20 protein-coding genes are annotated in these 23,786 nt (G+C 44.4%); 8 read left to right on the plus strand and 12 right to left on the minus strand.

Annotated features, from left to right (window positions below):
* Positions 1 to 11: 11 nt before the first annotated feature.
* Complete coding sequence (locus ACTJKG_RS02725; RefSeq protein WP_440738279.1) at positions 12 to 1,157, minus strand: TlpA family protein disulfide reductase; 1,146 nt, start codon at positions 1,155 to 1,157, stop codon at positions 12 to 14.
* Between the two features lie 342 nt (positions 1,158 to 1,499).
* Here ACTJKG_RS02725 and ACTJKG_RS02730 point away from each other — a divergent pair, with 342 nt between their 5' ends.
* The 3 genes from ACTJKG_RS02730 (at position 1,500) to ACTJKG_RS02740 (ending at position 5,321) form a co-directional block, all read left to right on the plus strand.
* On the plus strand, positions 1,500 to 2,282 hold the full coding sequence (locus ACTJKG_RS02730; RefSeq protein ID WP_440738280.1) for a succinate dehydrogenase cytochrome b subunit: 783 nt from the start codon (positions 1,500 to 1,502) through the stop codon (positions 2,280 to 2,282).
* Positions 2,283 to 2,401: 119 nt separating this feature from the next.
* Positions 2,402 to 4,336: a fumarate reductase/succinate dehydrogenase flavoprotein subunit gene (locus ACTJKG_RS02735; RefSeq protein ID WP_172334385.1), complete on the plus strand. Its 1,935-nt coding sequence runs from the start codon at positions 2,402 to 2,404 to the stop codon at positions 4,334 to 4,336.
* Between the two features lie 190 nt (positions 4,337 to 4,526).
* On the plus strand, positions 4,527 to 5,321 hold the full coding sequence (locus ACTJKG_RS02740) for a succinate dehydrogenase/fumarate reductase iron-sulfur subunit (protein ID WP_172334384.1): 795 nt from the start codon (positions 4,527 to 4,529) through the stop codon (positions 5,319 to 5,321).
* Positions 5,322 to 5,473: 152 nt separating this feature from the next.
* Here ACTJKG_RS02740 and ACTJKG_RS02745 read toward each other — a convergent pair whose 3' ends face one another.
* From ACTJKG_RS02745 to thrA, 5 genes are all read right to left on the minus strand, one after another.
* A complete protein-coding gene (locus tag ACTJKG_RS02745) occupies positions 5,474 to 6,079 on the minus strand; it encodes an HAD family hydrolase (protein WP_440738281.1) in 606 nt (201 codons plus the stop codon).
* Positions 6,076 to 6,438 (minus strand): hypothetical protein, encoded by a 363-nt coding sequence (locus tag ACTJKG_RS02750; RefSeq protein WP_172334382.1) that lies wholly within the window; start codon positions 6,436 to 6,438, stop codon positions 6,076 to 6,078. Before ACTJKG_RS02750 ends, ACTJKG_RS02745 begins: the two co-directional genes overlap by 4 nt.
* 178 nt (positions 6,439 to 6,616) lie before the next feature.
* Positions 6,617 to 7,927 carry a threonine synthase gene (gene thrC, locus ACTJKG_RS02755; RefSeq protein ID WP_440738282.1) on the minus strand — a complete coding sequence of 437 codons (1,311 nt, stop codon included), beginning with the start codon at positions 7,925 to 7,927 and terminating at the stop codon, positions 6,617 to 6,619.
* A gap of 227 nt (positions 7,928 to 8,154) precedes the next feature.
* On the minus strand, positions 8,155 to 9,153 hold the full coding sequence (locus ACTJKG_RS02760; RefSeq protein WP_440738283.1) for a homoserine kinase: 999 nt from the start codon (positions 9,151 to 9,153) through the stop codon (positions 8,155 to 8,157).
* 55 nt (positions 9,154 to 9,208) lie between these two features.
* Positions 9,209 to 11,659: a bifunctional aspartate kinase/homoserine dehydrogenase I gene (gene thrA / locus ACTJKG_RS02765; RefSeq protein ID WP_440738284.1), complete on the minus strand. Its 2,451-nt coding sequence runs from the start codon at positions 11,657 to 11,659 to the stop codon at positions 9,209 to 9,211.
* A gap of 426 nt (positions 11,660 to 12,085) precedes the next feature.
* Here thrA and rsgA point away from each other — a divergent pair, with 426 nt between their 5' ends.
* The gene (gene rsgA / locus ACTJKG_RS02770) at positions 12,086 to 13,006 is read left to right on the plus strand and encodes a ribosome small subunit-dependent GTPase A (protein ID WP_172334378.1); all 921 of its coding nucleotides are present in this window, start codon (positions 12,086 to 12,088) and stop codon (positions 13,004 to 13,006) included.
* Between the two features lie 150 nt (positions 13,007 to 13,156).
* Here the strand turns inward: rsgA and ACTJKG_RS02775 are convergent, their stop codons facing one another.
* The 4 genes from ACTJKG_RS02775 to ACTJKG_RS02790 all read right to left on the minus strand — a co-directional run bounded on the left by ACTJKG_RS02775 (position 13,157) and on the right by ACTJKG_RS02790 (position 19,098).
* Entirely contained in the window at positions 13,157 to 14,368 is a 1,212-nt protein-coding gene (locus ACTJKG_RS02775; RefSeq protein ID WP_172334377.1) for a serine hydrolase domain-containing protein, read from the minus strand.
* A gap of 9 nt (positions 14,369 to 14,377) precedes the next feature.
* The gene (locus ACTJKG_RS02780; protein ID WP_172334376.1) at positions 14,378 to 16,801 is read right to left on the minus strand and encodes a hypothetical protein; all 2,424 of its coding nucleotides are present in this window, start codon (positions 16,799 to 16,801) and stop codon (positions 14,378 to 14,380) included.
* On the minus strand, positions 16,764 to 17,774 hold the full coding sequence (locus ACTJKG_RS02785) for a hypothetical protein (RefSeq protein WP_172334375.1): 1,011 nt from the start codon (positions 17,772 to 17,774) through the stop codon (positions 16,764 to 16,766). The genes ACTJKG_RS02780 and ACTJKG_RS02785 overlap by 38 nt, the downstream gene beginning before the upstream one ends.
* Before the next feature lie 88 nt (positions 17,775 to 17,862).
* A complete protein-coding gene (locus ACTJKG_RS02790) occupies positions 17,863 to 19,098 on the minus strand; it encodes a cystathionine gamma-synthase family protein (RefSeq protein ID WP_440738285.1) in 1,236 nt (411 codons plus the stop codon).
* 198 nt (positions 19,099 to 19,296) lie between these two features.
* Here ACTJKG_RS02790 and dtd point away from each other — a divergent pair, with 198 nt between their 5' ends.
* From dtd to ACTJKG_RS02810, 4 genes are all read left to right on the plus strand, one after another.
* On the plus strand, positions 19,297 to 19,755 hold the full coding sequence (gene dtd / locus ACTJKG_RS02795; protein ID WP_440738286.1) for a D-aminoacyl-tRNA deacylase: 459 nt from the start codon (positions 19,297 to 19,299) through the stop codon (positions 19,753 to 19,755).
* A 98-nt stretch (positions 19,756 to 19,853) separates the two neighbouring features.
* Complete coding sequence (locus ACTJKG_RS02800) at positions 19,854 to 20,228, plus strand: GxxExxY protein (RefSeq protein WP_440738287.1); 375 nt, start codon at positions 19,854 to 19,856, stop codon at positions 20,226 to 20,228.
* 91 nt (positions 20,229 to 20,319) lie between these two features.
* Positions 20,320 to 20,646, plus strand: coding sequence for a nucleotide pyrophosphohydrolase (locus ACTJKG_RS02805; RefSeq protein ID WP_172334372.1), 327 nt, complete (start codon positions 20,320 to 20,322; stop codon positions 20,644 to 20,646).
* Between the two features lie 115 nt (positions 20,647 to 20,761).
* Positions 20,762 to 21,655, plus strand: coding sequence for a DUF4349 domain-containing protein (locus ACTJKG_RS02810; protein ID WP_440738288.1), 894 nt, complete (start codon positions 20,762 to 20,764; stop codon positions 21,653 to 21,655).
* A 136-nt stretch (positions 21,656 to 21,791) separates the two neighbouring features.
* On the opposite strand, the gene ACTJKG_RS02815 is transcribed toward ACTJKG_RS02810, so the two are convergent.
* Both ACTJKG_RS02815 and gcvT read right to left on the minus strand, forming a co-directional pair.
* Positions 21,792 to 22,508 (minus strand): 2-phosphosulfolactate phosphatase, encoded by a 717-nt coding sequence (locus ACTJKG_RS02815; protein ID WP_440738289.1) that lies wholly within the window; start codon positions 22,506 to 22,508, stop codon positions 21,792 to 21,794.
* 93 nt (positions 22,509 to 22,601) lie between these two features.
* Positions 22,602 to 23,681, minus strand: a complete 1,080-nt coding sequence (gcvT, locus tag ACTJKG_RS02820; RefSeq protein ID WP_172334369.1) for a glycine cleavage system aminomethyltransferase GcvT — start codon at positions 23,679 to 23,681, stop codon at positions 22,602 to 22,604.
* Positions 23,682 to 23,786: the final 105 nt, after the last annotated feature.

The following is a 23,786-nucleotide window of genomic DNA, read 5'->3' on the forward strand; positions in this document are numbered from 1 at the left end:
CGCACGGGTGATTAATGCGCTTTACTTAAATATTGCTTAACCGTGGCGTATATACCACCTATGGGTACATCGCGCTCAATCATGTGCCAGTTGCCATCAACCAGATCATAATGTGGTATTTTGGTAACGCTCCAGTTGAGGGTGTTGGGCGAATCGTCGCCTTTCAGGTCGGATACCTGTGTCCAGGTGATGCCGTCTTCCTGAACGGCGCTGCTCCACCAGTCGGCTTTGGTATCCATGGATACGCTGATCACCCCAAAATTCTTATCGCCAAACTCACGCAGCATCGATTTTAGTTCCACATGGTTTCGGCGGCTGATGTCGTTAGCAGCCCGCCAAAAATCAATTAAATAGACAGCTTTATGCATCGCCATCGGATCAAATGGTTTCCCATCCAATAGTTTACCATTGATAGCCGGAGCCTTGGCACCCGGGATAAGCTTCACCAAGCGGCCCAGTTTTTCACCTATTTCTTTGCCATCATCGCTGCTTTTTACGGCAGCGCTTAGTTTTTGATAGACGGCATTATATACAACCGGGTCGCTTTCATAATCGAGCTGCAGCATGAGGTGCGCGCCGATAGTATTCTGAGGGTATTTGGCAACAAATTCATTCATGATCTTTGATGCGAGAGCCCGTTTTTTAGCCTCAACCGCCGAAGCGCTGTTCAACAAAGCCACAAATTGATCTTTGGGCAATAGGGAAGATGCTTTATCATTTATCCGGGCATTGATCTGGCTTGCCTGGCGGTTCAAGTCGCCGTTAAGTTTATTGGCGATACTGTAATAGGCCGAAAGTTCCTGCTGTATGGGCGATGATGATGTTATTTCGGGATAATCGCCAGGCTTGGCGGCATCGGCTTTAATGGTATACTTGCCATCCTGCAGGTAAACTTCAAACACGCCATCGGCTGCTTTTTTACTGGTCGAATCATTGGTGAGCTTCATGCTGTAATAGCCCGGCACTTCCAATACTTTGGCGGGGACTTTAAATTTACCGTCCTTAATATTATCGCCATAAATGGCATGCCCGGCATGATCATTAATGACAAACACCCCGCTTTTATCGCCGGTAACGGTTCCTTCAAATTCTACATGTTCAAAATGCTTACAACCGGCAAGGCAGAGAGCCAGTAAAACAACAGCTGCTAATTTCATTGATAATAATTATGTTCCTAATATAGGAGAAAGAATCAAGAGGTTAGAGCCAAGAATCAAGATAAGCTGTATAAGAGCCTCACCCAACCCTCTCCCTTGGAGAGGGCTTTAAAGCGTTTTTTTAAGGCTCCCCTTTGGGGAGAGATTATTACATGAGGTCTTCGCCGTTTAGAGGGGGCTCTTACCTCCTGATTCTTACCTCTTGACTCTTTGTTCCCTGTGTAATTTGAATGTAATTTCTTAGATTGATTCTAAATAGACTTTTCCCTACCAATAAGCCGGATGCATTTCTATCTTTTGGCATATAATAAATACTTTTGCCTAAAATAAATCTATTTCATAATGAGCGAATTTAAACAAACCTTTAACTCATCACTGGGAAAAAAGCTGATCATGGCTTTAACAGGCTTGTTTTTGTGTACTTTTTTAATTGTACACCTTGGGGGCAACCTGCTGTTGTTTAAGGACGATAATGGTTTTGGTTTTAATGTGTATGCAAACTTCCTGACACATTTTCCACCGATTGAGGTTATTGCATGGATCCTGTACCTGGCAATTGCGGTGCATGCTATATATGCGTTGATCTTAACAGTAAAAAACCGCAAAGCGCGTCCGCTAGGCTACGCCGTAGCAGCAAAATCAGATGCCAGCTGGTCATCAAAAAACATGGGCCTGTTAGGTTCCATCCTGTTGGTATTTATCGTAATACACATGGGCGATTTCTGGTTCAAGTACAAATACACCCATGAAGTTGCGTTTAAGGAATACCGTACCGACCTGGCTACAGACCAAACTACTGTATCAGACTATACACCGGTATCTGCCGATTTCAACCACTCTGTATCTACCGAAAACAATGTAGAGATAGTACGAGTGAAAGACCTGCATGCACGTGTGGCGCACACTTTTGGCAACATCTGGTACGTATTGATCTATGTAATTGCGATGGGAGCACTATCATTCCACCTGTTGCATGGTTTCCAGAGCGCTTTCCGCACGCTGGGATGGGTACATCGTAAATATACACCTATAGTATACGGTATTGGCGCATGGTTTTTTGCGGTTATTATACCTATAGGTTTTGCCCTTATGCCATTGTGGTACTTTTTTATGCACAAAGGGTAATTTAAGTTGACTAAGTTAAATGGCTGATTGAATTGGCTTAAGTTAGATAGTGTAGTTTTCAAACCACTTAACTTAATCAACCCAATCAACCACTCACAAACTACATAATTATACGAGAAATGAGTTTAGATGCTAAAATTCCTCAAGGCCCATTAGCCGAAAAATGGAGCAAGCATAAATTTAACCTGAAGCTGGTTAACCCTGCCAACAAGCGTAAATACGATATTATTATTGTAGGTACCGGTTTAGCGGGTGCATCGGCTGCGGCTTCACTGGCCGAACTGGGTTATAACGTAAAATCTTTTTGCTTTCAGGATAGTCCACGCCGTGCGCACTCTATTGCGGCACAGGGTGGTATCAACGCGGCAAAAAACTATCAGAACGATGGCGACAGCGTTTACCGTTTATTCTATGATACCATTAAAGGTGGCGATTATCGTGCCCGTGAAGGCAACGTTTATCGCCTGGCCGAGGTATCTGTAAATATTATTGATCAGTGCGTGGCACAGGGTGTTCCTTTTGCCCGCGAATACGGCGGCTTGCTGGATAACCGTTCATTCGGTGGTTCGCAGGTATCGCGTACGTTTTATGCCCGCGGTCAAACGGGACAACAATTGTTGTTAGGCGCGTACTCGGCCTTAAACCGCCAGATACATGCCGGCAAAGTAAAAATGTATACCCGTACCGAAATGCTTGATGTGGTTGTAGTTGATGGCCATGCCAAAGGTATTGTTACCCGTAACATGCTTACCGGCGCTATCGAAACACATGCAGGTCACGCGGTATTATTATGTACAGGCGGTTACAGCAACGTGTTCTACCTGTCAACCAACGCTATCGGTTCAAACGTAACAGCTGCCTGGAGGGCCCACAAACGCGGTGCTTTCTTTGGCAACCCATGCTATACCCAAATTCACCCAACCTGTATCCCGGTATCGGGTGATCACCAGTCGAAATTAACGCTGATGTCTGAGTCGCTGCGTAACGATGGTAGGGTTTGGGCGCCAAAAACAGTTGAACTTGCCGAGCAATTGCGCAAAGGCACACTGAAGGCTGATCAGATCAAAGAAGAAGATCGTGATTACTTCCTGGAACGTAAATATCCATCATTCGGAAACCTGGTTCCGCGCGACGTGGCTTCACGTAACGCCAAGGAAATGGTAGAGGATGGTCGTGGTGTTGGCGCATCAGGCTTCGCCGTATTCCTTGACTTTGCCGATGCTATCAAACGCCTGGGCGAAGAAACCGTAGCTGCCAAGTATGGTAACCTGTTTGATATGTACATCCAGATCACCGACGAGAACCCGTACAAACAGCCGATGCGTATTTACCCTGCGGTACACTATACCATGGGTGGCCTTTGGGTTGATTATAACCTGATGACCACCATACCAGGCTTATATGCTTTGGGCGAGTGTAACTTCAGCGACCACGGGGCTAACCGCCTCGGTGCATCAGCACTGATGCAGGGTTTATCTGATGGTTATTTTGTGATCCCTTATACCCTGGGTGATTACCTGGCTACCATCGGTCCTAAAAAGGTTGATACCAGTCACCCTGCTTTTGAGCAAACCAAAAAAGAAGTTATTGAGCACGTTAATAAACTGTTGGCCTTAAAAGGCACCAAAACAGTCAACGAATATCACCGCGAGCTTGGCCACATTATGTGGGAATATTGCGGTATGGCGCGTACCGAAGAAGGCCTGAAAAAAGCCAAAGGCCTGATCCAGGCGCTGAAAGCCGATTTCTGGAAAAACGCTATTGTAACCGGCGATAACGAGGAAGTAAATGCTTCGCTGGAGCGCGCCGGTCGTGTGGCCGACTTCATTGAACTGGGCGAGCTGATGGTTGATGACGCTTTAATGCGCGAAGAATCATGCGGCGGTCACTTCAGGGTAGAATCGCAGACACCGGATGGTGAGGCTAAACGTGATGACGAAAACTTTGCGTTTGTTGCCGCCTGGGAGTTTAAAGGGGAAAACCAACCCGAAGTATTGAACAAAGAGCCACTGGTGTTTGAATCGGTGCATTTAACACAGCGGAATTACGCGTAAGGGGGTATCAAGTAGCTAGTATCAAGTATCACGACAGTTGCATTTGCTTTTCGATGCTTGCAAGAAAATCTTGATACTTGATACTGATTACTTGATACTATAATAAACATACATTGAAATTAGGACAAGGTACGGGCAAGAAAAGTCTTGATACTTGATACTAGCTACTTGATACTAAATCTCAAAAAAGATGAGTAACGGAAATATGAACCTGACGCTTAAAGTATGGCGTCAAAAAAATGCGCAAGCCGCGGGCAAATTCGTAACGTACAAGGCCGAAAATATTTCGCCTGATATGTCATTCCTGGAAATGCTTGACGTGGTGAACGAGAGCTTAACCCATAAAGGCGATGAGCCCATTAACTTTGATCATGATTGCCGCGAAGGTATTTGCGGTATGTGCTCACTATACATCAATGGCCACCCGCACGGGCCAAAAAGAGGTATTACAACCTGCCAGCTGCACATGCGTACTTTTCATGATGGCGAAACCATCACGATTGAACCATGGCGCGCTTCGGCATTCCCTATTGTAAAAGATTTGGCTGTTGACCGCTCGGCGTTTGATCGTATTCAGCAGGCTGGTGGTTATGTATCGGTAAATACAGGTGGCGTACCCGATGGTAATGCCATCCCTATTCCAAAAGTTGTTGCCGACGAGGCTTTTAACTCCGCTACCTGTATTGGTTGCGGTGCCTGTGTTGCAGCTTGTAAAAATGCTTCGGCTATGCTTTTTGTATCGGCGAAGGTTACACAATTAGGTCTGTTGCCACAAGGTCAGCCAGAGCGTTACCGTCGTGTACAATCCATGGTAGCCCAGATGGACGAAGAGGGTTTTGGTAACTGTACCAATACCGGTGCATGCGAGGCAGAATGCCCTAAAGAAATTAAGCTGACTAACATCGCACGGATGAATAACGATTTCCTGAGTGCTAAACTATTCCGCCAGGAAGTTCTGCATGAAGAGCAGCACGGTGGTGCTTAATCGCGATAGCGAATAATATGTAACAAGGCTTTGGAGATTTTCCAAAGCCTTGTTCTTTTTATGGCCTGTCATGCTGAGCCTGTCGAAGCATGGTGGGTGGCCTCTGCGCGCGGGCCTTCGACAAGCTCAGACTGACTACTTTTGCAAAAACACTACAACAACCCCAACGCATCCAGTTCCTTTTCCAACTGCTCAGCCGAAGTAAAATGTATGCTTTTAATCCCCACTTTTTCAGCGGCTAATATATTGCGGTAATTATCATCGATGAATAAAGCTGTCTGCGGGTCAACCTGGTAACGATCAAGTAAGATCTGGTAAAATTCCGGCGCGGGTTTGCGCATTTTCTCGACGCCTGATACCACAATACCATCAAACCAGCCTAAAAAATCATACCTGGTCTGGGCTACCGGAAAAGTTTCGGCCGACCAATTGGTTAACGCGTATATCTTGTATTTACCGCTTGTTTTTAGCCTCCTGAACAGCTCGACAGTATCATGAAAAGCCTCGCCAAGCATTTCTTCCCAACGCCCGTAAAACGCACGGATAAGGGCCTCATGCTGCGGAAATTGAGCCACCAGAATATCGGTTCCTTCCTGCAACGACCTGCCCGCATCCTGTTCCTCGTTCCAATCCGAAGTACAAACTGTTGCCAGGAAATGGATCATTTCCTGTTCGTCGGTAAACAGGGTCCGGTACATATAATGCGGGTTCCAATCAATCAAAACCGCGCCCAGGTCAAATATGATGGTATCGATCATTTCTTTTTATCGGAGTGCTCGTAAATTTTAGTGCCGGTAACTACAGAATCCTTCAGGGAGAGGATCAATTTTTTAACGTAAATAACTTTTCCTTTTTTGTTTACTTCCTCCACATCATACACCATTTCGGCAGTATTGCTTTGTTGTGGGCGATGCAGCAGGTGAATCACTTCCTGGTATTTTAAACCTTTAAGCTTATAGTTTTTCAGCAAGTCATCCACCATCCCGCTCCGGTTAGGGAATGTAAGGCCATCACCGTAATCCCAATCTTCCCGGGAAAATTTTTTATGACCAGAACAAGCCGCAAAAAACAGGGCGATTACGCAGCATATTAAGATTACTTTTTTATCGATATTCATTGATCAAATATAGCAAGATTCGATTAATGAGCTTTGGAAATGATGGAACAGAAACTTTATTAACGATCGTCATTGCGAGCGCAGCGTGGCAATCCCCGACTATACAGAGAGACTCTGCAAATCGGGGATTGCCACGTCGTTCCTCCTCGCAACAACGTTGCTTTTTTTAGGCAAATCCTTATTTAGCTCCCAACAAATACGCTTTAAAGTCGGCAAAATCCTTACTCAGAGGCACAGCCAGCTTGGTTTTATGCTGCAACTCTTTCACCTGTGCGGGGATCTCGATCTTAGCGCTTATAGCTTCGCTAAACACATCCGGGAACTTGCAGGGGTGTGCTGTTGATAAAAATACGCCTGCGGTCCCGGCACTTGCATGGTCTTGCTGATAATCGGTCAGCGCCTGCCAGGCTATCGCGGTGTGCGGGCAAACCACATAACCATAAGTATCAAATACCCAGTTGATGGCTTTCAGGGTTTCTTCGTCGTTATATTTATAGCCTACAACCAACTGTTTCAAAGCATCGGTATCATTTTTAAACAGATCGGCTATGCGTACCCAGTTACTTGGGTTACCTACATCCATGGCATTGGATAGGGTAGCTACTGACAGTTTTGGCTGATAAACGCCGGTTTTTAAAAACTCGGGCACGGTATCATTAACATTGGTTGCCGCGATGAATTTTTCAACAGGCAAACCCATTTTCCAGGCCAGCAGACCGGCACCGATATTGCCAAAGTTTCCGCTCGGTACCGAGAAGAGCACTTTTTTAACACCCTGCCTTAATAACTGGGCATAAGCGTTAAAATAGTAAAAAGTTTGCGGCACCAGGCGCGCGATATTGATAGAATTGGCCGATGTGAGGCGGAACTTCTCATTCAGCTCGGCATCGGTAAAGGCTTGTTTCACCAGGGCCTGGCAGTCGTCAAACGTACCATCAACTTCCAGCGCACGGATGTTTTGGCCGTTGGTGGTTAATTGCTGCTCCTGCACACCACTTACTTTGCCTTGAGGGTACAATATGGTTACGCGGGTATTCGGCACGCCCAAAAAGCCCAGGGCTACGGCGCCACCGGTATCGCCGCTGGTAGCTACCAGTACGTCCAGCTGTTTTTCGCCCTCCTCTAAAAAGTAACTCATTACACGGCTCATGAAACGGGCGCCAAAATCTTTGAACGCAAGCGACGGACCATGGAAAAGCTCCAGTACATGAACGTTATCATCCAGCTTTACCACAGGGGCAGGGAAGTTGATGGCATCATCAATCAGGGTTTTCAGATCAGCTTCGGGGATAGAATCGCCTAAAAGGTTCTTTGCCACTTCAAACGCAATCTCGGGCAAGCTGTATTTATCCAGGTTGTTGATAAAATCATCGCTCAGGCGGGGGATGCTGTAAGGCATATACAATCCTTTATCCTGCGGCATACTGTTAAAAACCGCGTCTTTAAAGGATACTTCTGATAAGGTGTTATTGGTACTGTAGAGTTTCATTTTTTTGATTTCGGAATTCGGATGTTCGATTTCGGATGTATTTAATTTTTTAATTTGTCATGCTGAACATAGTGAAGCATCTATTCGGCGATTAGATCCTTCGTTCCTCAGGATGACAAAGCTGGCTGCCATGCTGAGCCTGTCGAAGCATGGAGGGAAGACTCTGCTCACGCCCTTCGACAGGCTCAAGGTGACACCTTTTTTTGCTTTTTGAATTTGACTTAAACTTAAAACCTCGCTATTACCTTCGGCCCTGCGTCATTGATGGTGGATACATAGCTGTTTGAGCCAATTTTCAACCCGGTTAAATGCTGCTGCAGTTTTTGAGTGATGAGCGTGGCTGTTTCTTCGTCTTTAGTAAATGCGAAAACAGATGGACCAGAGCCGGAGATACCGAAGCTTACGGCGCCCATACCCATGGCAATCTCACGCATTTTATAAAAATCGGGTATCAGCATGGAACGTACGGGCTCAACCAGAACATCTTTCATGCTGCGACCTATCAGTTCAATATCCTGCATAAATAAACCGCTTACCAGGCCGGCAATATTGCCCCATTGGGTTACGGCATCTTTCATGTGGATGTTTTTACGGATGATCTGGCGGGCCTCACGGGTAGGTACATCCACATCAGGGAATACGATGGCGCAGTAAAGATCTTTAGGATGCGGTAATCTTACCACATCCAGCGGCTCGTAACTGCGGATGAGCACAAAACCACCAAACAGGGCAGGGGCAACATTATCTGCGTGACCCTGACCGCATGCCATTTCTTCGCCTTTCATGGCAAAGGGCAATAACTTTACCGGGTCGGCATCATCGCCCAACAAGGTTTTGATGGCAAACAGGCCTGCAACCGTACTGGCCGAGCTGGATCCCAGGCCGCTGCCTATCGGCATTTTTTTGTGCAGTTCAATATCCAAACCCACATCGGTACGGCCAACGCTTTCCAGATAATGCTGCACGCTTACGCTCACCGTGTTTTTGGCCGGATCAAGCGGCAGGCGACCATCATCGCCAGTTATTTTGCTGATGGTGATGCCCGGCTTACCTGTCAGGCGCATGATCACCTCATCGCCCGGTTCATTAACCGCAAAGCCCAATACATCAAAACCGCAAACCACGTTGGCCACAGTTGCCGGGGCAAAAACGTGGATGCCCTCCCCGCCCCCTGAAGGGGGTGCTATCTGCGAGGGATCTTTTAATTCTTCTATTTTATTTTCCATTTTAATATTATCAAACTATACTGTCGGTTCCACTTTACGGGGCTAGGGGCTCCATTTAATTCGCACCTATATTAATCAGATCAGCAAATACACCGGCGGCCGTAACTTCTGCACCTGCGCCAGGGCCTTTTACTACCAGTGGGCGTTCCTTGTACCTGTCAGTAGTGAAGGATATGATATTATCGCTGCCCGACAGCATGTAGAAAGGATGGTTTTCATCAACCATTTGCAGGGTGATGGTTACTTTACCATCTTCCAGTTTGCCTATATAACGCAATACCCGGCCATCTTTTTCGGCCTGGTCTTTTAGTTTGGCAAAGTGCGCATCTTCTGTTTTCAGTGTGGCGTAAAAATCTTCTACGCTTTTGGCTTCCAGGCTGGCTTTGGGCAGCACGCTTTCTATCTCCACATCAGCCTCTTCCATGGCATAACCGGCATCGCGGGCCAGGATCAGCATTTTGCGCATAAAATCCTTCCCACTCAGGTCATCACGCGGATCGGGTTCGGTATAGCCCTTTTCCTGTGCTTCTTTTACCACATCGTGGAAATTAGCATCGCCCTTAAAGTTATTAAAGATGAACGATATGGTGCCCGACAAAATAGCCTCGATACGCTGTACCCGGTCGCCGCTGTTCATCAGGTTTTTCAGCGTGTTGATGATGGGCAAGCCCGCACCAACGTTGGTCTCATAGAAAAAGTCGACCCCATGACGGCGCGCGGTATCTTTAAAGGTTTTGTATTGTTGATAGCTGCCTGAGTTACCTATTTTATTACAGGTGATCACCGAGATATTGGCTTTAAACACCTGCTCATAAAAACCTATTGGCACCGGGCTGGCGGTATTATCAATAAATACGCAGTTTGGCAGGTTCATTTCTTTCATTTTGCTGATGAAAGCCTGCAGATCGGCCTCATATGGCGAAGCCTGCAAATCATCCTGCCAGGTATCCAGCGATATGCCATCGCTGTTGAAGGTCATTTTACTGGTATTGCTGATGCCCGCTATTTTTACCTGTATGCCATTGTTATCTTTCAGGTATTGGCTATGGGCATTCAACTGGTTAAACAGGGTTTTCCCGATATTGCCGGTACCCAGGCAAAAGGCATGCAGTGTTTTGGTGAGCTGTACAAAAAAGGCATCGTGAACGGCATTTAACGCTTTGGAAAGATCATTAGCCGAGATAATCACGGAGATATTATACTCCGACGAACCTTGCGCAATGGCTCTTACGTTAACACCATTACGACCCAGCGCATGGAACAATTTGCCCGACATGCCCGGGGTTTGTTTCATATTTTCGCCCACAATAGCCAATATGGCCAGGTTCTTTTCGATCACCAGGTGTTCCAGCTTTTTGGCGGCCAGTTCCAGTTCAAATTCCTGTTCTATCACCTGTTTGGCGCGTTCGGTATCCTGGGGCTGTACCGCGAAGGTAATGCTATGCTCTGATGACGACTGGGTGATGAGGATCACGTTGATCTGCTCACGGGCCAGTAGCGAGAACAAGCGACCGCTAAAGCCCGATTTACCCACCATGCCGCTGCCTTCCAGGTTCAGGATGCTGATATTATTGATAGAGGAAATGCCTTTGATAGGCAGGCTTGATGCCTTACAATCATGACGGATCACCGTACCTTCAAACTCTGGCTCAAAGGTATTTTTGATCACGATAGGGATCTTTTTCAGGAAGGCCGGGATCATGGTTGGCGGATAGATCACCTTGGCGCCAAAGTACGAAAGTTCCATGGCCTCGGTATAAGTAAGTTCGGTTAAGGAGAATGCTTTTTTCACCATCCGTGGGTCGGCGGTCATCATACCGTTAACATCTGTCCAGATCTGTATCTCTTTGGCATTAAGCGCCGCGCCAAATATAGCCGCGGTATAATCGCTGCCGCCACGACCCAGGGTAGTGGTTTGCCCGGCATCGTTGCCCGCTATAAAACCGGTTACGATAAGCATTTTATCTTTATTAGCCTCGTACAGGTTACGGATCAGCATTTCGGATAGTTCGGTATTCACTTTCGCGTTACCAAAAGAGCTGTCTGTTTTGATCACTTCGGCGGCATCAACAAAAAGCACATCTTTAAAGTGCTGAGCGGCTATTTTGCTTACCATAATGGTTGAGCAGCGTTCGCCAAAACTCAGGATCTGGTCGCGTGTTTTGGGGGTAAGCTCCCTAAGGGTCAATACACCTTGCAACAACTCCTCCAGCTGGTTAAAATGAATTTTTAAACGGGTAAAAGCCGGGTTTTGGTTTTGCACATCCAGCAGGCTTTTTACCACATCAAAGTGGCGTTTTTCCAGGTCGGCCAGGGCCGCTGTAAATTCTTTTCCGCTGGCTGCGTCCTCCGCCATGGAGGCCAGCAGGTTGGTTACCCCGCCCATAGCTGATAGAACAACTACTGGTTTTTCCTGCGCTTTAAACTCAGTACTCAGTATGTTTAAAAGAGTTTGGATGCTTGTGATCGATCCTACGGATGTACCGCCAAATTTTAGAACTTTCATTTATGGTTTAGTATCAATATTTTAAATATTCCATTCAAAACCCTCTCCTTCGGAGAGGGCAGGGTGAGGCCATTTAAACAAAAAAGCCTTCCTCTTTGCGGAGGAAGGCTTTCATTTGGTTTCTTTTTTATGTTTTTACACCATACGATTATCTTCCTCCGAGGTTTATGCCGGTGGTAATAATAATGGTAATAATGGTGTTGTTAAGTGTCATATATAATGTCTGTAAAGTAAGTAGATTAATCTTTAAATAGCAAGGATTATTTTATTTTTTATGAAAAAGCGAATAAAAAGGCTGATTTGTATCATATAATTACCTGAATGATAAAAAAGCGGGTACAAACCGCGGGCTTTTGCCATAATTTTTGAGCATTACACCCTAAAATAAAGCGATGGCAAATTAATTATTACTTTTGGGGCTATAATATGCAGGGACTAATCACCAAATCAACCGGAAGCTGGTACCAGGTACAAACCCCCGATGGGCAGCGTATAGATTGCCGGATTAAGGGTAAGTTTAGAATGAAGGGCATCACGACCACCAATCCGATAGCTGTTGGCGATGTGGTTGATTTTGAAATGGAACCCGATAGCGAAAACGGCGTAATCACCAACCTGCAGCAACGCAAAAACTATATTATCCGCAAGGCTATCAACCTGAGTAAGCAGGCACAGGTCATAGCCGCCAATCTTGATCAGGCCCTGCTGGTGGTTACCCTGGCCTCTCCGCGTACCTCGCTGGGCTTTATCGACCGTTTCCTGGTGACTGCCGAAGCTTATGATATACCGGCACGATTGATATTTAACAAACTCGACCTGTTTAGCGACGAGGGTTTGGAAATACTGGCCGACTATAAAGCTATATACGAAAATATAGGCTATCCCTGCTTTGAGGTGTCGGCATTGGATGGTACCAATATCGACCAGGTACAGGAGCTGTTAAAAGATAAGGTAACGCTGTTCTCGGGTCACTCCGGTGTGGGCAAATCAAGCCTGATCAATAGCCTGTTGCCTAATCTCGACCTCCGTACACACATGGTATCTGAATGGAGCGACAAGGGCATGCACACCACCACCTTTGCCGAAATGTTTGAGCTGCCGCAAGGTGGTTTTATTATCGATACCCCCGGCATCCGCGAATTAGGCATTATCGACATTGAAAAACAGGAGCTGGGCCACTTTTTCCCCGAAATGCGGGAGCGTATGAACGAGTGCCGCTTCAACAACTGCCGCCATATTAACGAGCCGGGCTGCGCCGTATTGGAAGCCCTGGAAAACGGCGATATCGAACTATCTCGATATGAAAGTTACCTGAGCATTTATCATGGTAACGATACTCGGGCGTAGGTTTTAGAACCAAGAGATAAGAATCAAGAAATAAGACAAAAGAAAAGTTTGTCATCCTGAGTGAAGCGAAGGATCTATTATCGAACTTTGCATATCGGCGATTAGATGCTTCACTCCGTTCATCGTGACAACTAATTTTTACTCAAGCTCTTATTTTTCCCCTGTTGCTTTTACCAGCAGATCAATTATAGACTGTTTATTGGGCAGGTATTTATTGCAAAGGAATAGACCTCCCAAGCCAGTATTGGGGTTGAAGAACAGGAAAGCCCCAACCCCGGGATCATCGCCATCGTGACCAATGGTTCCGTTTATATATAGGTTCCAGAATATACCTTTGTTCCGGTTTTTTAAACTGATGTTTTTGGGCGGATGTTCTGTGCTGAACTGTGGTGTAAACATCGCTTTATAGGAAGCTTCGCTCAGCAAGCTTTTGTCTCCCTGATAACCTCTGATCACGGCCATCAGGTATTTGCTCAGGTCGCTGGCAGATGTTTTGAGCCCTCCATCGGGATAGGTCAACAGATCATACAATGGAAAATAACTATGCAGATCGAGGTAAAGTTTGGCGTGAGTCTTTAAATTCATTGCAGGAACAGACCACCCTGAATGATCCATTTTTAATGGCTTTAAAATATATTTCGTAGTGAAATCGGCATATGAAAGGTGCGATTTGATCTCGATCAGGTAAGCAACCAATGCCGAGCCTATATTGCTGTAGGATGAAGTACCGCCAGCCAGTCCCTCACCAAAATTGGCTTTGTTGTAATATTTGCCCCCGGTAGCCAGATAATTATAAAAAAATGTCTTCAGGGACCCATCCTTCAGGCTTTCCCGGTAGCCTATCCCCTGTAATGCGTTTAAAGCTGTACTATCAAATGATCTTAGTTTAGGATAAAACTGGTAAGTGTTTGGATAAATAGCAGGGTTATCAACAATCCCCGAAGTGTGATTGGCCAATTCCCTTATCGTAATTTTACTGTCGGGCTGGTTGGGATTGATCACTTTGAAGGGCAGGATATCATTAATATTGGTTTCTAATGTAAAATACTGGAGTTCAATAGCCTTCATTAAAGCCAGCGCTATAACAGTTTTACTTACCGACCCTACATTCTGTACGGTGTTGGTTGTATAAGGGATATGGTTACCAATATCGGCAAATCCAACGCTTTTTTGGTAAATGACCTTGTGAGCGTCTACTAAAACCACGCAAAGTCCGGGCAAGCTATCCTGTAAAAAAACCTCATGTAAACTGGTAGTAAGTGTATCCCTTGCGATTTGCGCATTTGCTTTTTTGAATACCCCTGTTAATAAAACACAACAGATCAAACAAGCGTAAATACCTCTTTTAATTACATGCTCCATGCAGTTTAATTACTTAGTTCTTTTTAAAAAATCCCTCAAATAGCTGCAATCATTTACCGCCAGTTTATAGTAGGCTGTTTTGCCATAGCTTTTTTGTAATTCGGCAAAGTAGGGGTTGCGCCTTACGGACTTGTCATATTCCTTTTCGGCATCCTGGAGCTTAGTATAGTTGTAGTCCGGAAAATCCGAGTAGGATGGTAGTTTGATTTGTTTCTGTTTACATTTTGCCGCCATAAAGGTGCATTTGGCTTTAAACTCGGCATTGGTGCTTAGCTGCCTGGCCTGTAAAAACAACTTTTCAGCATAAGTAGTTTTTATATAGTCGGCATCATAATAGTATATGGATTTGCGGCCATAATCTGTCGACGACCAATCATAGCTGATCAGGTACCAGGCATTACCATAGGTTGAGGTATTGTATATAGCCGTAGCCATATCAAAGTAACCGGTAGCGGCAGTTTTAGGGTTAGCCTTAATTTGTTTTTGATAAGCCACCATAGCCTGGGCAAACTGCCGTTTATTATATCCTTTCCCACCTTTCTTTAGCAGCAGTTTCGGGTAGTCGGCCATCTGGCTGATGAAGGGATCGGCACCGGTTGCTTTTTCGTCATAAAAATTGGTCGGGAATTTATTCAGCTCTTTTTCATTAACCATATTTAACGCCGCCGCGGCTTCGGGATATTTATGCTCACGCAGATAGGCGGTACCCAACAGTCCGTACAGATCATCCGTTTTATAGATAACCAGCTTTTTTGTCATGAAATTCAAATACGGGGTAGCGGGCGGACTTTTTTTCCAGGCCACCAATTTGTTAATGGCCGATGAATGCAGGTAATTTTGCCAAAAACCAATGGTTTGATAGCTTGGCTCAATAACCTTTTTTATGGTAGCATCGCCCTGCAGCATAGCCAAAGCGGCTTTGCTGGTATCGCGCTGTTTAAGATAGGCCGGCGCCATAATGTTCTGATAAAAATTGCGGGCAGTGGCTGCAAAGGGATATTGGCCATAAAAACCCCAATCGCGACTGGAGGTATTGACATTGACCTCATGGGCAACTTTTGCATCGAGCCATTTGAGCGATGGTAATAAAGCGGCTTCGTTCACCTCATTATATTGCTGCATGCCCTGCGCGGTAAGCAGCAGTTGGATGATCTGTTTTTGATCATTAAATTTATCACTCAGTTTTTCGTCCTTTAGCGCGTCCATATAAGCCTGGCCAGCTTTGGTGTCCTTTTGCATCCAGGCCATGTAGGCTTGTGCCAGTTTACCCAGCCCATATTCCGGATATTTTTTTTCTGAGGCCAGTTGTTCGCAAAAGGCATTCAACTGTTTCATGTGGTTTTGCGCGTGGAGCTTGGTGCTATCGGCCAGTTTGTTATAATAGGAGTTGAGGAGGATAGGGCTGCCCTCCAAAGTTGGCGTAAGATAATATTCTTCCAGTTTATTGATCTCACGTACCAGCAAAACCCCAACCATATCAGATGTTGGTTCATAATGGTAAACTTCTTTTAAAGAGCGGTTATCCAATTCAGAATTACTGAAACCATCAATAGCCATGATCACCGCCTTTTCGCTTTTGTTATTGGCCAATGCCAAAACCTGCGAAGATTTTACGTTGATATAATTATAGTTGCGATAGGCCTGTATACGCCTTTCGGGATATTGGGCAAACACTTTCGAAAACAGGTAGGCAGCCTGTATGGTATCCTTAAGCCGGCGTTTCTCGCCTGCATTTAACGCCAGGGCCCAGCCTTTTACATGGCTGTCGGTTTTATAATTAACCAGGTATTTATCGTACACATTAGCGGCCTGCTCATAGTTTTTACCATAGTGCAGCAGGCGTTGGGCCTGGTATAAGTACCGTAGTTTAATAAATTTATCATTTTCGGTATTGGCGTTTGATAAAGCTTCTTCACCGGCACTTTTAAGACCCTCAGTATCCATTTCTTTGGGATCCCAGTATTCAAACCTCACGTTGGCGATAGATTCCACACGCTTGGCAAACTGGTAATATTTGAGCGCGCTTTTGTTTGAAGGGAGCGCTTGCAGAAACGTATTATTTTTTAGACTATCGGGTAAGCTGCCTTTTCCGGCTAAATATCCTACGTATAAAGCGGTATCAGCATTGCCTTTTAAACGGTACATCGCCTTTTGTACATCAGCTGCTTTAACACCGCCGCCTAAATAGGTTGCCCATTCGCGCGAGTTGATCTCGGCCTCACTCACCCGTTCATCGTCATCATACAAAAACTTGTAGCTGGTAAAATAAAAGGGCTCGTACTCCTGCGTACGCTGCACATTATTGTGAAAAAACGAGATATAATAATCGTATGGATCAACCTCGCCTCCACAGGCCATATCGATCGCGATTTCAACAAAAAAGCAAATGATCAAACTAACGGAACAGATGAGCAGTTTTTTGAAGGTTGTCATAGGTATAGGTTTTTATAGTAGCATCGTCCAGGTGAAAATAAATAACGTTTACCGTATCCGCTTTAATAAACGGCGATAAATAGGTGGCTGTGGCCTGCAAATTACTGGCAGATACATTTTCCCAGCGCACCTCGTCATTTGTTTTTAAACCATAATCGGGCAAATTGGTTTTGGCCCGGTAAATGTTATTTTTTATAAAGATAAACTGATTTTTATTATTCAGATCATCGAACGAGATCCGTTTAGCAATTCCGATGTATTCCTTATTCCGGAAAGCGACAGCCCAGCTAAACAGTGGCAATCCGATATCAATGGGCATAGGGTAGGAGGTCAAGTTATCGCCCAGGTATTTTTTCAGTTCGCTTATTTCCAATATCGAATTTTGCTCCCCGTATTTACGCAGGTTGCCCATATTATAACACATCAGCATAGCCCGGTTTACCGGTGGGATACCGCTGCCTTTTTGATTTTTTAACTGGTGCAGCCTCAGCGTTGCCGAAATGGGTTTCCCCTTTAGGCCTTTAACTTTATGTAATTGCTCCAACAGGTAAAAATAATTTTCACGGGTTGATGCTGTCCAATCGCAATCTATCTGTAATTCATTAAAGCTGGCTTTACCGGCATGCTGCACTTTGCCATTTACAAAGCGAACGATATTAGCGGCCAAGGCATCAAGCTGTTGGTGGGTTGTTATTTTCAGGATATTGTTAACAATGAATACTACAGGTATCATCTCCACAGTGTCCGGGAGCCTGGCTTGAAATGATATGGGTGATACCGGAATGGGGACACTGCCGCTCTCGTCCATATCCACATCCATGATGCGCATATAAAGTTTGCGGCTATGCAGATGATTCAGATAGTCCGATTCTGTCTTGCTGGTTTTATAAACCGTTTTCCAGAAATAAAAGGAAGTGTTGATAAGCCGGTCATGCCGGCGGCAGGAGGAAGAGAGGCAAGAGCTAAGAATCAAGACTGTAAGATAGAGGACTAAGGTTTTCTGTAAAGATCTCATTCCCACTCTTGTCTTGATTCTTGACTCTTATATCTTGACTCTGTCTCTATCCCAGGGCTTCTTTAAAATCAGCCATCAGGTCTTCGAGGTCTTCGATACCTATCGACAGGCGGATCATGGTTTCGGGGATGCCCATTTCGGCACGCTTATCGGCACCGAGTTCAAAAAATATGGTTTGGGCAACCGGGATAGATAAGGTGCGGGTATCGCCCAAGTTACTTGATTTTATTACCAGTTTCAGCTTGTTTAAAAAGGACAGGCAATCAATGCTTTCATCCAGTTCGATGCTCATCAGGCCGCCAAATTTTTTGAATAGTTTACCGGCACGCTCATGCTGTGGGTGACTTGCAACACCCGGGTAAAATACTTTTTTAATTTTAGGATGTGCTTCAAAATACTGCGCCAGTGCAAACGCGTTGTTACAGGCACGCTCCAAACGCAGGGCCAGTGTTTCGGCACCAACAGAAATGGTATGTGCGGCCTCGGGAGATAAAGTTCCGCCTGAATCTCTTAATCCTTTTTTGCGAATCTGGGTAAGGCCCAGTGTTTCGGGTTTTACCTGTTTTTTAAAGGTTTCGAAAATATTAGGATAGTTGCTCCAGTTAAACAAACCAGTATCGGTAACACAGCCGCCCAGCGCATCGCCATGGCCGCCAATATATTTGGTTAAGGAGTTAATCACTAAACTTGCTTTAACATCAACAGGGTTAAACAAATAAGGCGAGGTCATGGTATTATCTACCATGTAAATGATGCTCTTTTGCGCGCAAAGCTCGCCGATAGCTTCCAGGTCGGCTATTTGTGTGGCAGGGTTGGCAATAGTTTCCACAAACACCATTTTGGTGCTGGCTTTAATTTCGTTGCGTACATTTTCAACATCGGTAGCGTCAACAAAAGTAATATCCAAACCCATATCAATATAGGTTTGGAAGATGCTGCGTGTATTACCAAACAGGAATGAACTGGCAACAATATGATCGCCATGTTTTACAAGGGCCATTACCGTAGCCGAAATTGCCGCCATACCAGTTGAGAAAGCAACAGATGATAATCCTTTTTCCATATTGGTTACCTTATGCTCCAAAGCGGTAACGGTGGGATTACCCTGGCGCGAATAAGCGTATCCTTTTTTCTTGTTCTGGAAAATATCAACCAGATCCTGCACATCCTCGTGCCCATAGGTTACTGAAGTATGTATGGGTTTATGCAATGAGCCATGCTCTGGTTTCCCTAAGCGATCGTCATGTAAAATGGTAGTGGTAAAGCCTCTTTTTGTTGTCATTTTGTACCTATTAATTAAAAAACATAATAGCGGTTGCGAACTTAGTTTTTTTTGAGCAAAAAATTGCGGTTTTGTTGCATAAGAAACAGGATATGAGAATCAAGAGACAGCAAACGGGTGAAAATCCAAATAAAAAGTCTTGTTTCTTGTATCTTGATTCCCGACTCTTACTAACTTGCCACCTTAAAGTTTCTAACAATGAGAGCAGTATTACAACGCGTTACCCAAGCCAGCTGTACAGTTGATGGCAAGGTAACGGGCGCTATTAAACTAGGACTCCTGGTTTTATTGGGGATTGAGGAGGCAGACACGGAAGATGACCTGAACTGGCTGGCCAATAAAATTACCGGCATGCGTGTTTTTGGCGACGAAAACGGATTGATGAACAAAGCCCTGGCTGATGTTGACGGAAATATCCTGTTGATCTCTCAATTCACCTTGTTTGCACAAACCAAAAAGGGCAACCGCCCATCTTTTATCAAAGCCGCCCGGCCCGATAAAGCGATACCCCTATACGAGCAAATGATCAAAACGCTGGAAACACTAACCGGTAAAAAGATAGCTACAGGCGTTTTTGGAGCAGATATGAAGATCAGCCTGGTGAACGACGGGCCTGTGACCATCATCATGGATACAAAGGATAAAGACAATCACTAAAAACAAATGAGCACGGATTCTACTAATTGGATCGAATTACACTAATTTTTATTAGTGTAATTGGTCTTAATTCGTGAAATTAGTGTCGATTTATTGTTATGGCTGAGTTGTTATTTAAGGAAGAGTCCTACAAAATTATTGGTGCCTGCTTTGAGGTGCATAAAATACTGGGACACGGATTTAAAGAAGCCGTTTATAAAGATGCGCTGGAATTTGAATTTATCAGATCTGGGATTCCTTTCGTCCGGGAAAAGCCTTACACCATCGTTTATAAAGAACAAAAGCTCAAACATTTCTTTATCGCCGATTTTGTAGTATACGATACCATTATCCTGGAGATAAAGGTCGGTAACTACATTGGTGAACCGTACATCAAACAAACATTAAATTATCTAAAAGCCTCCGGTTTACGTTTAGGGATCGTTATTAATTTCGGTGCCTCATCCTTAAATTATCAAAAAGTGATCTTCTGATAAATCCTTCGTTTTAAGAACCCTCCCTGTTAATTCGCACATACCAATTCGTGTAATTCGACAAAATTCGTGTAATTCGTGAAAAAAAATTATGGAAATCAAAGAAGCGCAGCATCTTGTAGATAAGTGGATAAAAACCATGGGTATCCGGTATTTTAATGAGCTTACCAATACGGCCATTTTGATGGAGGAGGTAGGTGAGGTGGCCCGCATTATGGCGAGGCAGTATGGTGAGCAATCATTCAAAAAATCGGATACAGAGGTTAACCTGGCTGATGAAATGGCTGATGTGTTGTTTGTACTGATATGCCTGGCTAACCAAACCGGAATTGACCTCACGGATGCGCTGGAAAAGAATTTGGAGAAGAAAAGCATCCGTGATGCCGACCGGCATAAGAACAATGATAAGCTGAAATAAAACATTAAAACAAAATTATATTTTGAAATAATAATTTATTTGGAATTTAATTTTGTTTCAATGTAACCTTACAAGGCTAATCAGAATTTATGGTAACACATTAATTAGCCTTGTTATGAAAGCTTATCTTATTTCAATTACCTTATTAATCACCCTGTCTTCATGCGGCCCCAGCCATCATAAAGAAGGAGAAACGGCTGTTCAATTTGCACCTCCAGTTGTAAAACCGGATAATGAAGTTGTAGAGAAAGATGTATCCTTGTTAGAGTCTGACGCAAAAGCTAAAAATCAAGCCGGAGGTAACGGCTACACTAATGCCGCTGATCAGGTTCGTGATACCACAAAAAAGATCATCAAAAGCGGTACTATTGAGTTTGAAGCCAGCAATATTAACACTGCCCGTAAAAGGATCCTGCAAGCGCTCAAAAAATATGGTGGCTACGTGGATGAGGATAATCAAACCACCAACAGCGATATCAACCGTAAGGAGTATAATTTAAAAATAAGTATCCCGGCCAGGTATTTCGATTTCCTGGTTGATTCAGTATCGGCATCGGCTGATAAGATCGATACCAAAAACATTTCTGTGACCGATGTTACTACCCGGTACATCGATATGAAAACCCGGCTGGATAATAAAAAGATCCTGGAGAACCGGTACTTGGAATTACTCAAAAAGGGAACCAAGATCTCGGATCTGCTGGAGATAGAGAATAAACTAACAGAGATCCGCAGTGATATTGAATCGTCACAAGGACAATTGAACTACCTCAATAAACAAATTGCTTACAGCTCTTTTGACATTACTTTTTACACCAAAGCAACCACCCAGAATATTGACGACCGGTTTACCAATAAATTTAAAACATCAATTATTGCCGGATGGGATACTTTAAAAAACCTGTTTTTCGGAATAATTTCAATATGGCCTTTGCTGGTAATTACAGCGATTATTTACTGGATGTTTAAGGCGTGGAGAAAGAGAAGAGGGATAAAACAAGCGGAATGATTGCCTCTATTATCTCAGCGCGCCATTGCGATCGCAGCGTGGCAATTCCTAAAATACAGAGAGGCCCGGCTTATCGGGGATTGCCACGTCGTTCCTCCTCGCAATGACGTGATGATTAATTTTTGGAGAACCTTACCTAAACCAACCTCACCAACCGCTCTCCCTCTAACACGGGGATTGCGGTTGTAATATCAATTTGCAGACAAAACTCAATATCCTTTTCGATGCCCAACTTCTTGAGGCGTTCACCGTGTGATGTTTTTTTGAGATAAAGGTTGATATCATCTTTACCCAGTTGAAAAAGATCATTAGCAGCAAGGGCGGCATCATCCAGTACAAAACCTTCTGTTTTTAGCTGTTCAATTACAGCACCGGCAAACAGGGTGTCTTCCAGGTTAAAATTATTTTTCCAGCCGGCGCATACCAGTAATATATTTTCGTTCTGCATTTTTAACCAGTTGCTTAACGCGGTAAGGTTTAAAAACGAGCCAATAACAATACGCTTTGCGCTGCGTGATAAATGCAGCGCGTGTGTACCGTTGGTGGTAGTAAGCACTACCGTTTTACCGGCCACCTTTTCGGCAGTGTAGGAGAATGGCGAGTTGCCAAAATCAAATCCATCTACTACTTTTCCATCACGTTCTGCTGCCAGAAGGTAATCCAGCCCTTTCTCTCTATACGCGGAACACTCTTCAACCTGTGATACCGGGATAATAGCCTCAGCACCGTTTTCAATACCATAACATATAGATGATGTTGCCCTGAAAATATCAATAACCACTACAATATACTCCTCTACATTATAAAGCGGTAGCAATGCAGGGGTAAGGCAAACATTTAAACTTTTATTCATTTGTGATTTAGTCATTGTATCATTAAATCATCAGGTCATTGTAGCAATGAGCCAAAAAAATGACTTAATGATCCAATGCCCCGAAGGAAATGACTATTTATAGAAAGGCGGCTTTACAATTTTAGCCTTCACTTTATTGTCCCTGATGCTGATGTATATTTCGGCGCCTTCTTTGGCAACTTCGGTATTCACGTAACCCATGCCAATAGCTTTTTGTAACGATGGCGATTGTGTTCCGGAGGTTACCCTGCCTATATTATTGCCATCGGCGTCAACAATCGGATAATCATGACGAGGAATACCACGGTCTATCATTTCAAAACCTACCAGTTTACGGCTCACGCCAGCTTGTTTTTGTTGCTGCAACGCTTCAGAATTGGTAAATGTTTTGCTGAATTTAGTTACCCAGCCTAAACCGGCTTCTAATGGCGAGGTGGCATCATCAATATCATTACCATATAGGCAGAATCCCATTTCCAGGCGTAAGGTATCGCGTGCTCCCAAGCCAATAGGTTTAATACCAAATGGTTCGCCGGCTTTAAAAATAGCGTCCCAGATCTGATCGGCATATTGGTTATCGAAATAGATCTCAAAACCACCTGCGCCTGTATAACCTGTGGCAGATATGATCACATTATCAACACCGGCAAATTTGCCCCTGTTAAAGGTGTAATACTCCATAGATACCAGGTCAACCTCGGTAAGGCTTTGCAACGCTTCGGCAGCTTTAGGACCTTGAATAGCCAGTAATGAGGTGCGGTCTGATATGTTTTTCATCTCCACACCAAAAGTATTATACTTTGATATCCAGTTCCAGTCTTTTTCAATGTTGGATGCATTAACCACCAGCATATAGGTTTTCTCGTCGAGGCGATAAACCAGCAAATCGTCTACAATACCGCCGTCTTCATTTGGCAGGCAAGAATATTGCACTTTGCCGTCATATAGTTTGGCAGCATCATTACTGGTAACTTGTTGTATAAGGTCAAGGGCGTGATCACCTTTTAAAATAAATTCGCCCATGTGGCTTACATCAAATACACCTACCGCTTTACGTACAGTTTCGTGTTCGGCATTTATCCCGGCATATTGCACAGGCATATTGTAACCAGCAAAGGGCACCATTTTGGCACCGGCTTTAATGTGTGTATCTGTTAAGGCAGTGTTCTTCATCGTTAACGTTTATGCCGCAAAAGTAATTATTCTGACGGGAATTTTGAGAGATTGATGAGGGTTGAATTTTCGAGCATAGCTAACACTCGGTCAATGTTGATTTTA

Origin of the sequence: Mucilaginibacter sp. 22184 (assembly GCF_052045695.1) — a bacterium.
Lineage (GTDB): Bacteria > Bacteroidota > Bacteroidia > Sphingobacteriales > Sphingobacteriaceae > Mucilaginibacter.

Bases quoted from the DNA above. Each gene is read 5' to 3' on its own strand.
- ACTJKG_RS02725 (WP_440738279.1), bottom strand. From the start codon at position 1,157: ATGAAATTAGCAGCTGTTGTTTTACTGGCTCTCTGCCTTGCCGGTTGT.
- ACTJKG_RS02730 (WP_440738280.1), top strand. From the start codon at position 1,500: ATGAGCGAATTTAAACAAACCTTTAACTCATCACTGGGAAAAAAGCTG.
- ACTJKG_RS02735 (WP_172334385.1), top strand. From the start codon at position 2,402: ATGAGTTTAGATGCTAAAATTCCTCAAGGCCCATTAGCCGAAAAATGG.
- ACTJKG_RS02740 (WP_172334384.1), top strand. From the start codon at position 4,527: ATGAGTAACGGAAATATGAACCTGACGCTTAAAGTATGGCGTCAAAAA.
- ACTJKG_RS02745 (WP_440738281.1), bottom strand. From the start codon at position 6,079: ATGATCGATACCATCATATTTGACCTGGGCGCGGTTTTGATTGATTGG.
- ACTJKG_RS02750 (WP_172334382.1), bottom strand. From the start codon at position 6,438: ATGAATATCGATAAAAAAGTAATCTTAATATGCTGCGTAATCGCCCTG.
- thrC (WP_440738282.1), bottom strand. From the start codon at position 7,927: ATGAAACTCTACAGTACCAATAACACCTTATCAGAAGTATCCTTTAAA.
- ACTJKG_RS02760 (WP_440738283.1), bottom strand. From the start codon at position 9,153: ATGGAAAATAAAATAGAAGAATTAAAAGATCCCTCGCAGATAGCACCC.
- thrA (WP_440738284.1), bottom strand. From the start codon at position 11,659: ATGAAAGTTCTAAAATTTGGCGGTACATCCGTAGGATCGATCACAAGC.
- rsgA (WP_172334378.1), top strand. From the start codon at position 12,086: ATGCAGGGACTAATCACCAAATCAACCGGAAGCTGGTACCAGGTACAA.
- ACTJKG_RS02775 (WP_172334377.1), bottom strand. From the start codon at position 14,368: ATGGAGCATGTAATTAAAAGAGGTATTTACGCTTGTTTGATCTGTTGT.
- ACTJKG_RS02780 (WP_172334376.1), bottom strand. From the start codon at position 16,801: ATGACAACCTTCAAAAAACTGCTCATCTGTTCCGTTAGTTTGATCATT.
- ACTJKG_RS02790 (WP_440738285.1), bottom strand. From the start codon at position 19,098: ATGACAACAAAAAGAGGCTTTACCACTACCATTTTACATGACGATCGC.
- dtd (WP_440738286.1), top strand. From the start codon at position 19,297: ATGAGAGCAGTATTACAACGCGTTACCCAAGCCAGCTGTACAGTTGAT.
- ACTJKG_RS02800 (WP_440738287.1), top strand. From the start codon at position 19,854: ATGGCTGAGTTGTTATTTAAGGAAGAGTCCTACAAAATTATTGGTGCC.
- ACTJKG_RS02805 (WP_172334372.1), top strand. From the start codon at position 20,320: ATGGAAATCAAAGAAGCGCAGCATCTTGTAGATAAGTGGATAAAAACC.
- ACTJKG_RS02810 (WP_440738288.1), top strand. From the start codon at position 20,762: ATGAAAGCTTATCTTATTTCAATTACCTTATTAATCACCCTGTCTTCA.
- ACTJKG_RS02815 (WP_440738289.1), bottom strand. From the start codon at position 22,508: ATGAATAAAAGTTTAAATGTTTGCCTTACCCCTGCATTGCTACCGCTT.
- gcvT (WP_172334369.1), bottom strand. From the start codon at position 23,681: ATGAAGAACACTGCCTTAACAGATACACACATTAAAGCCGGTGCCAAA.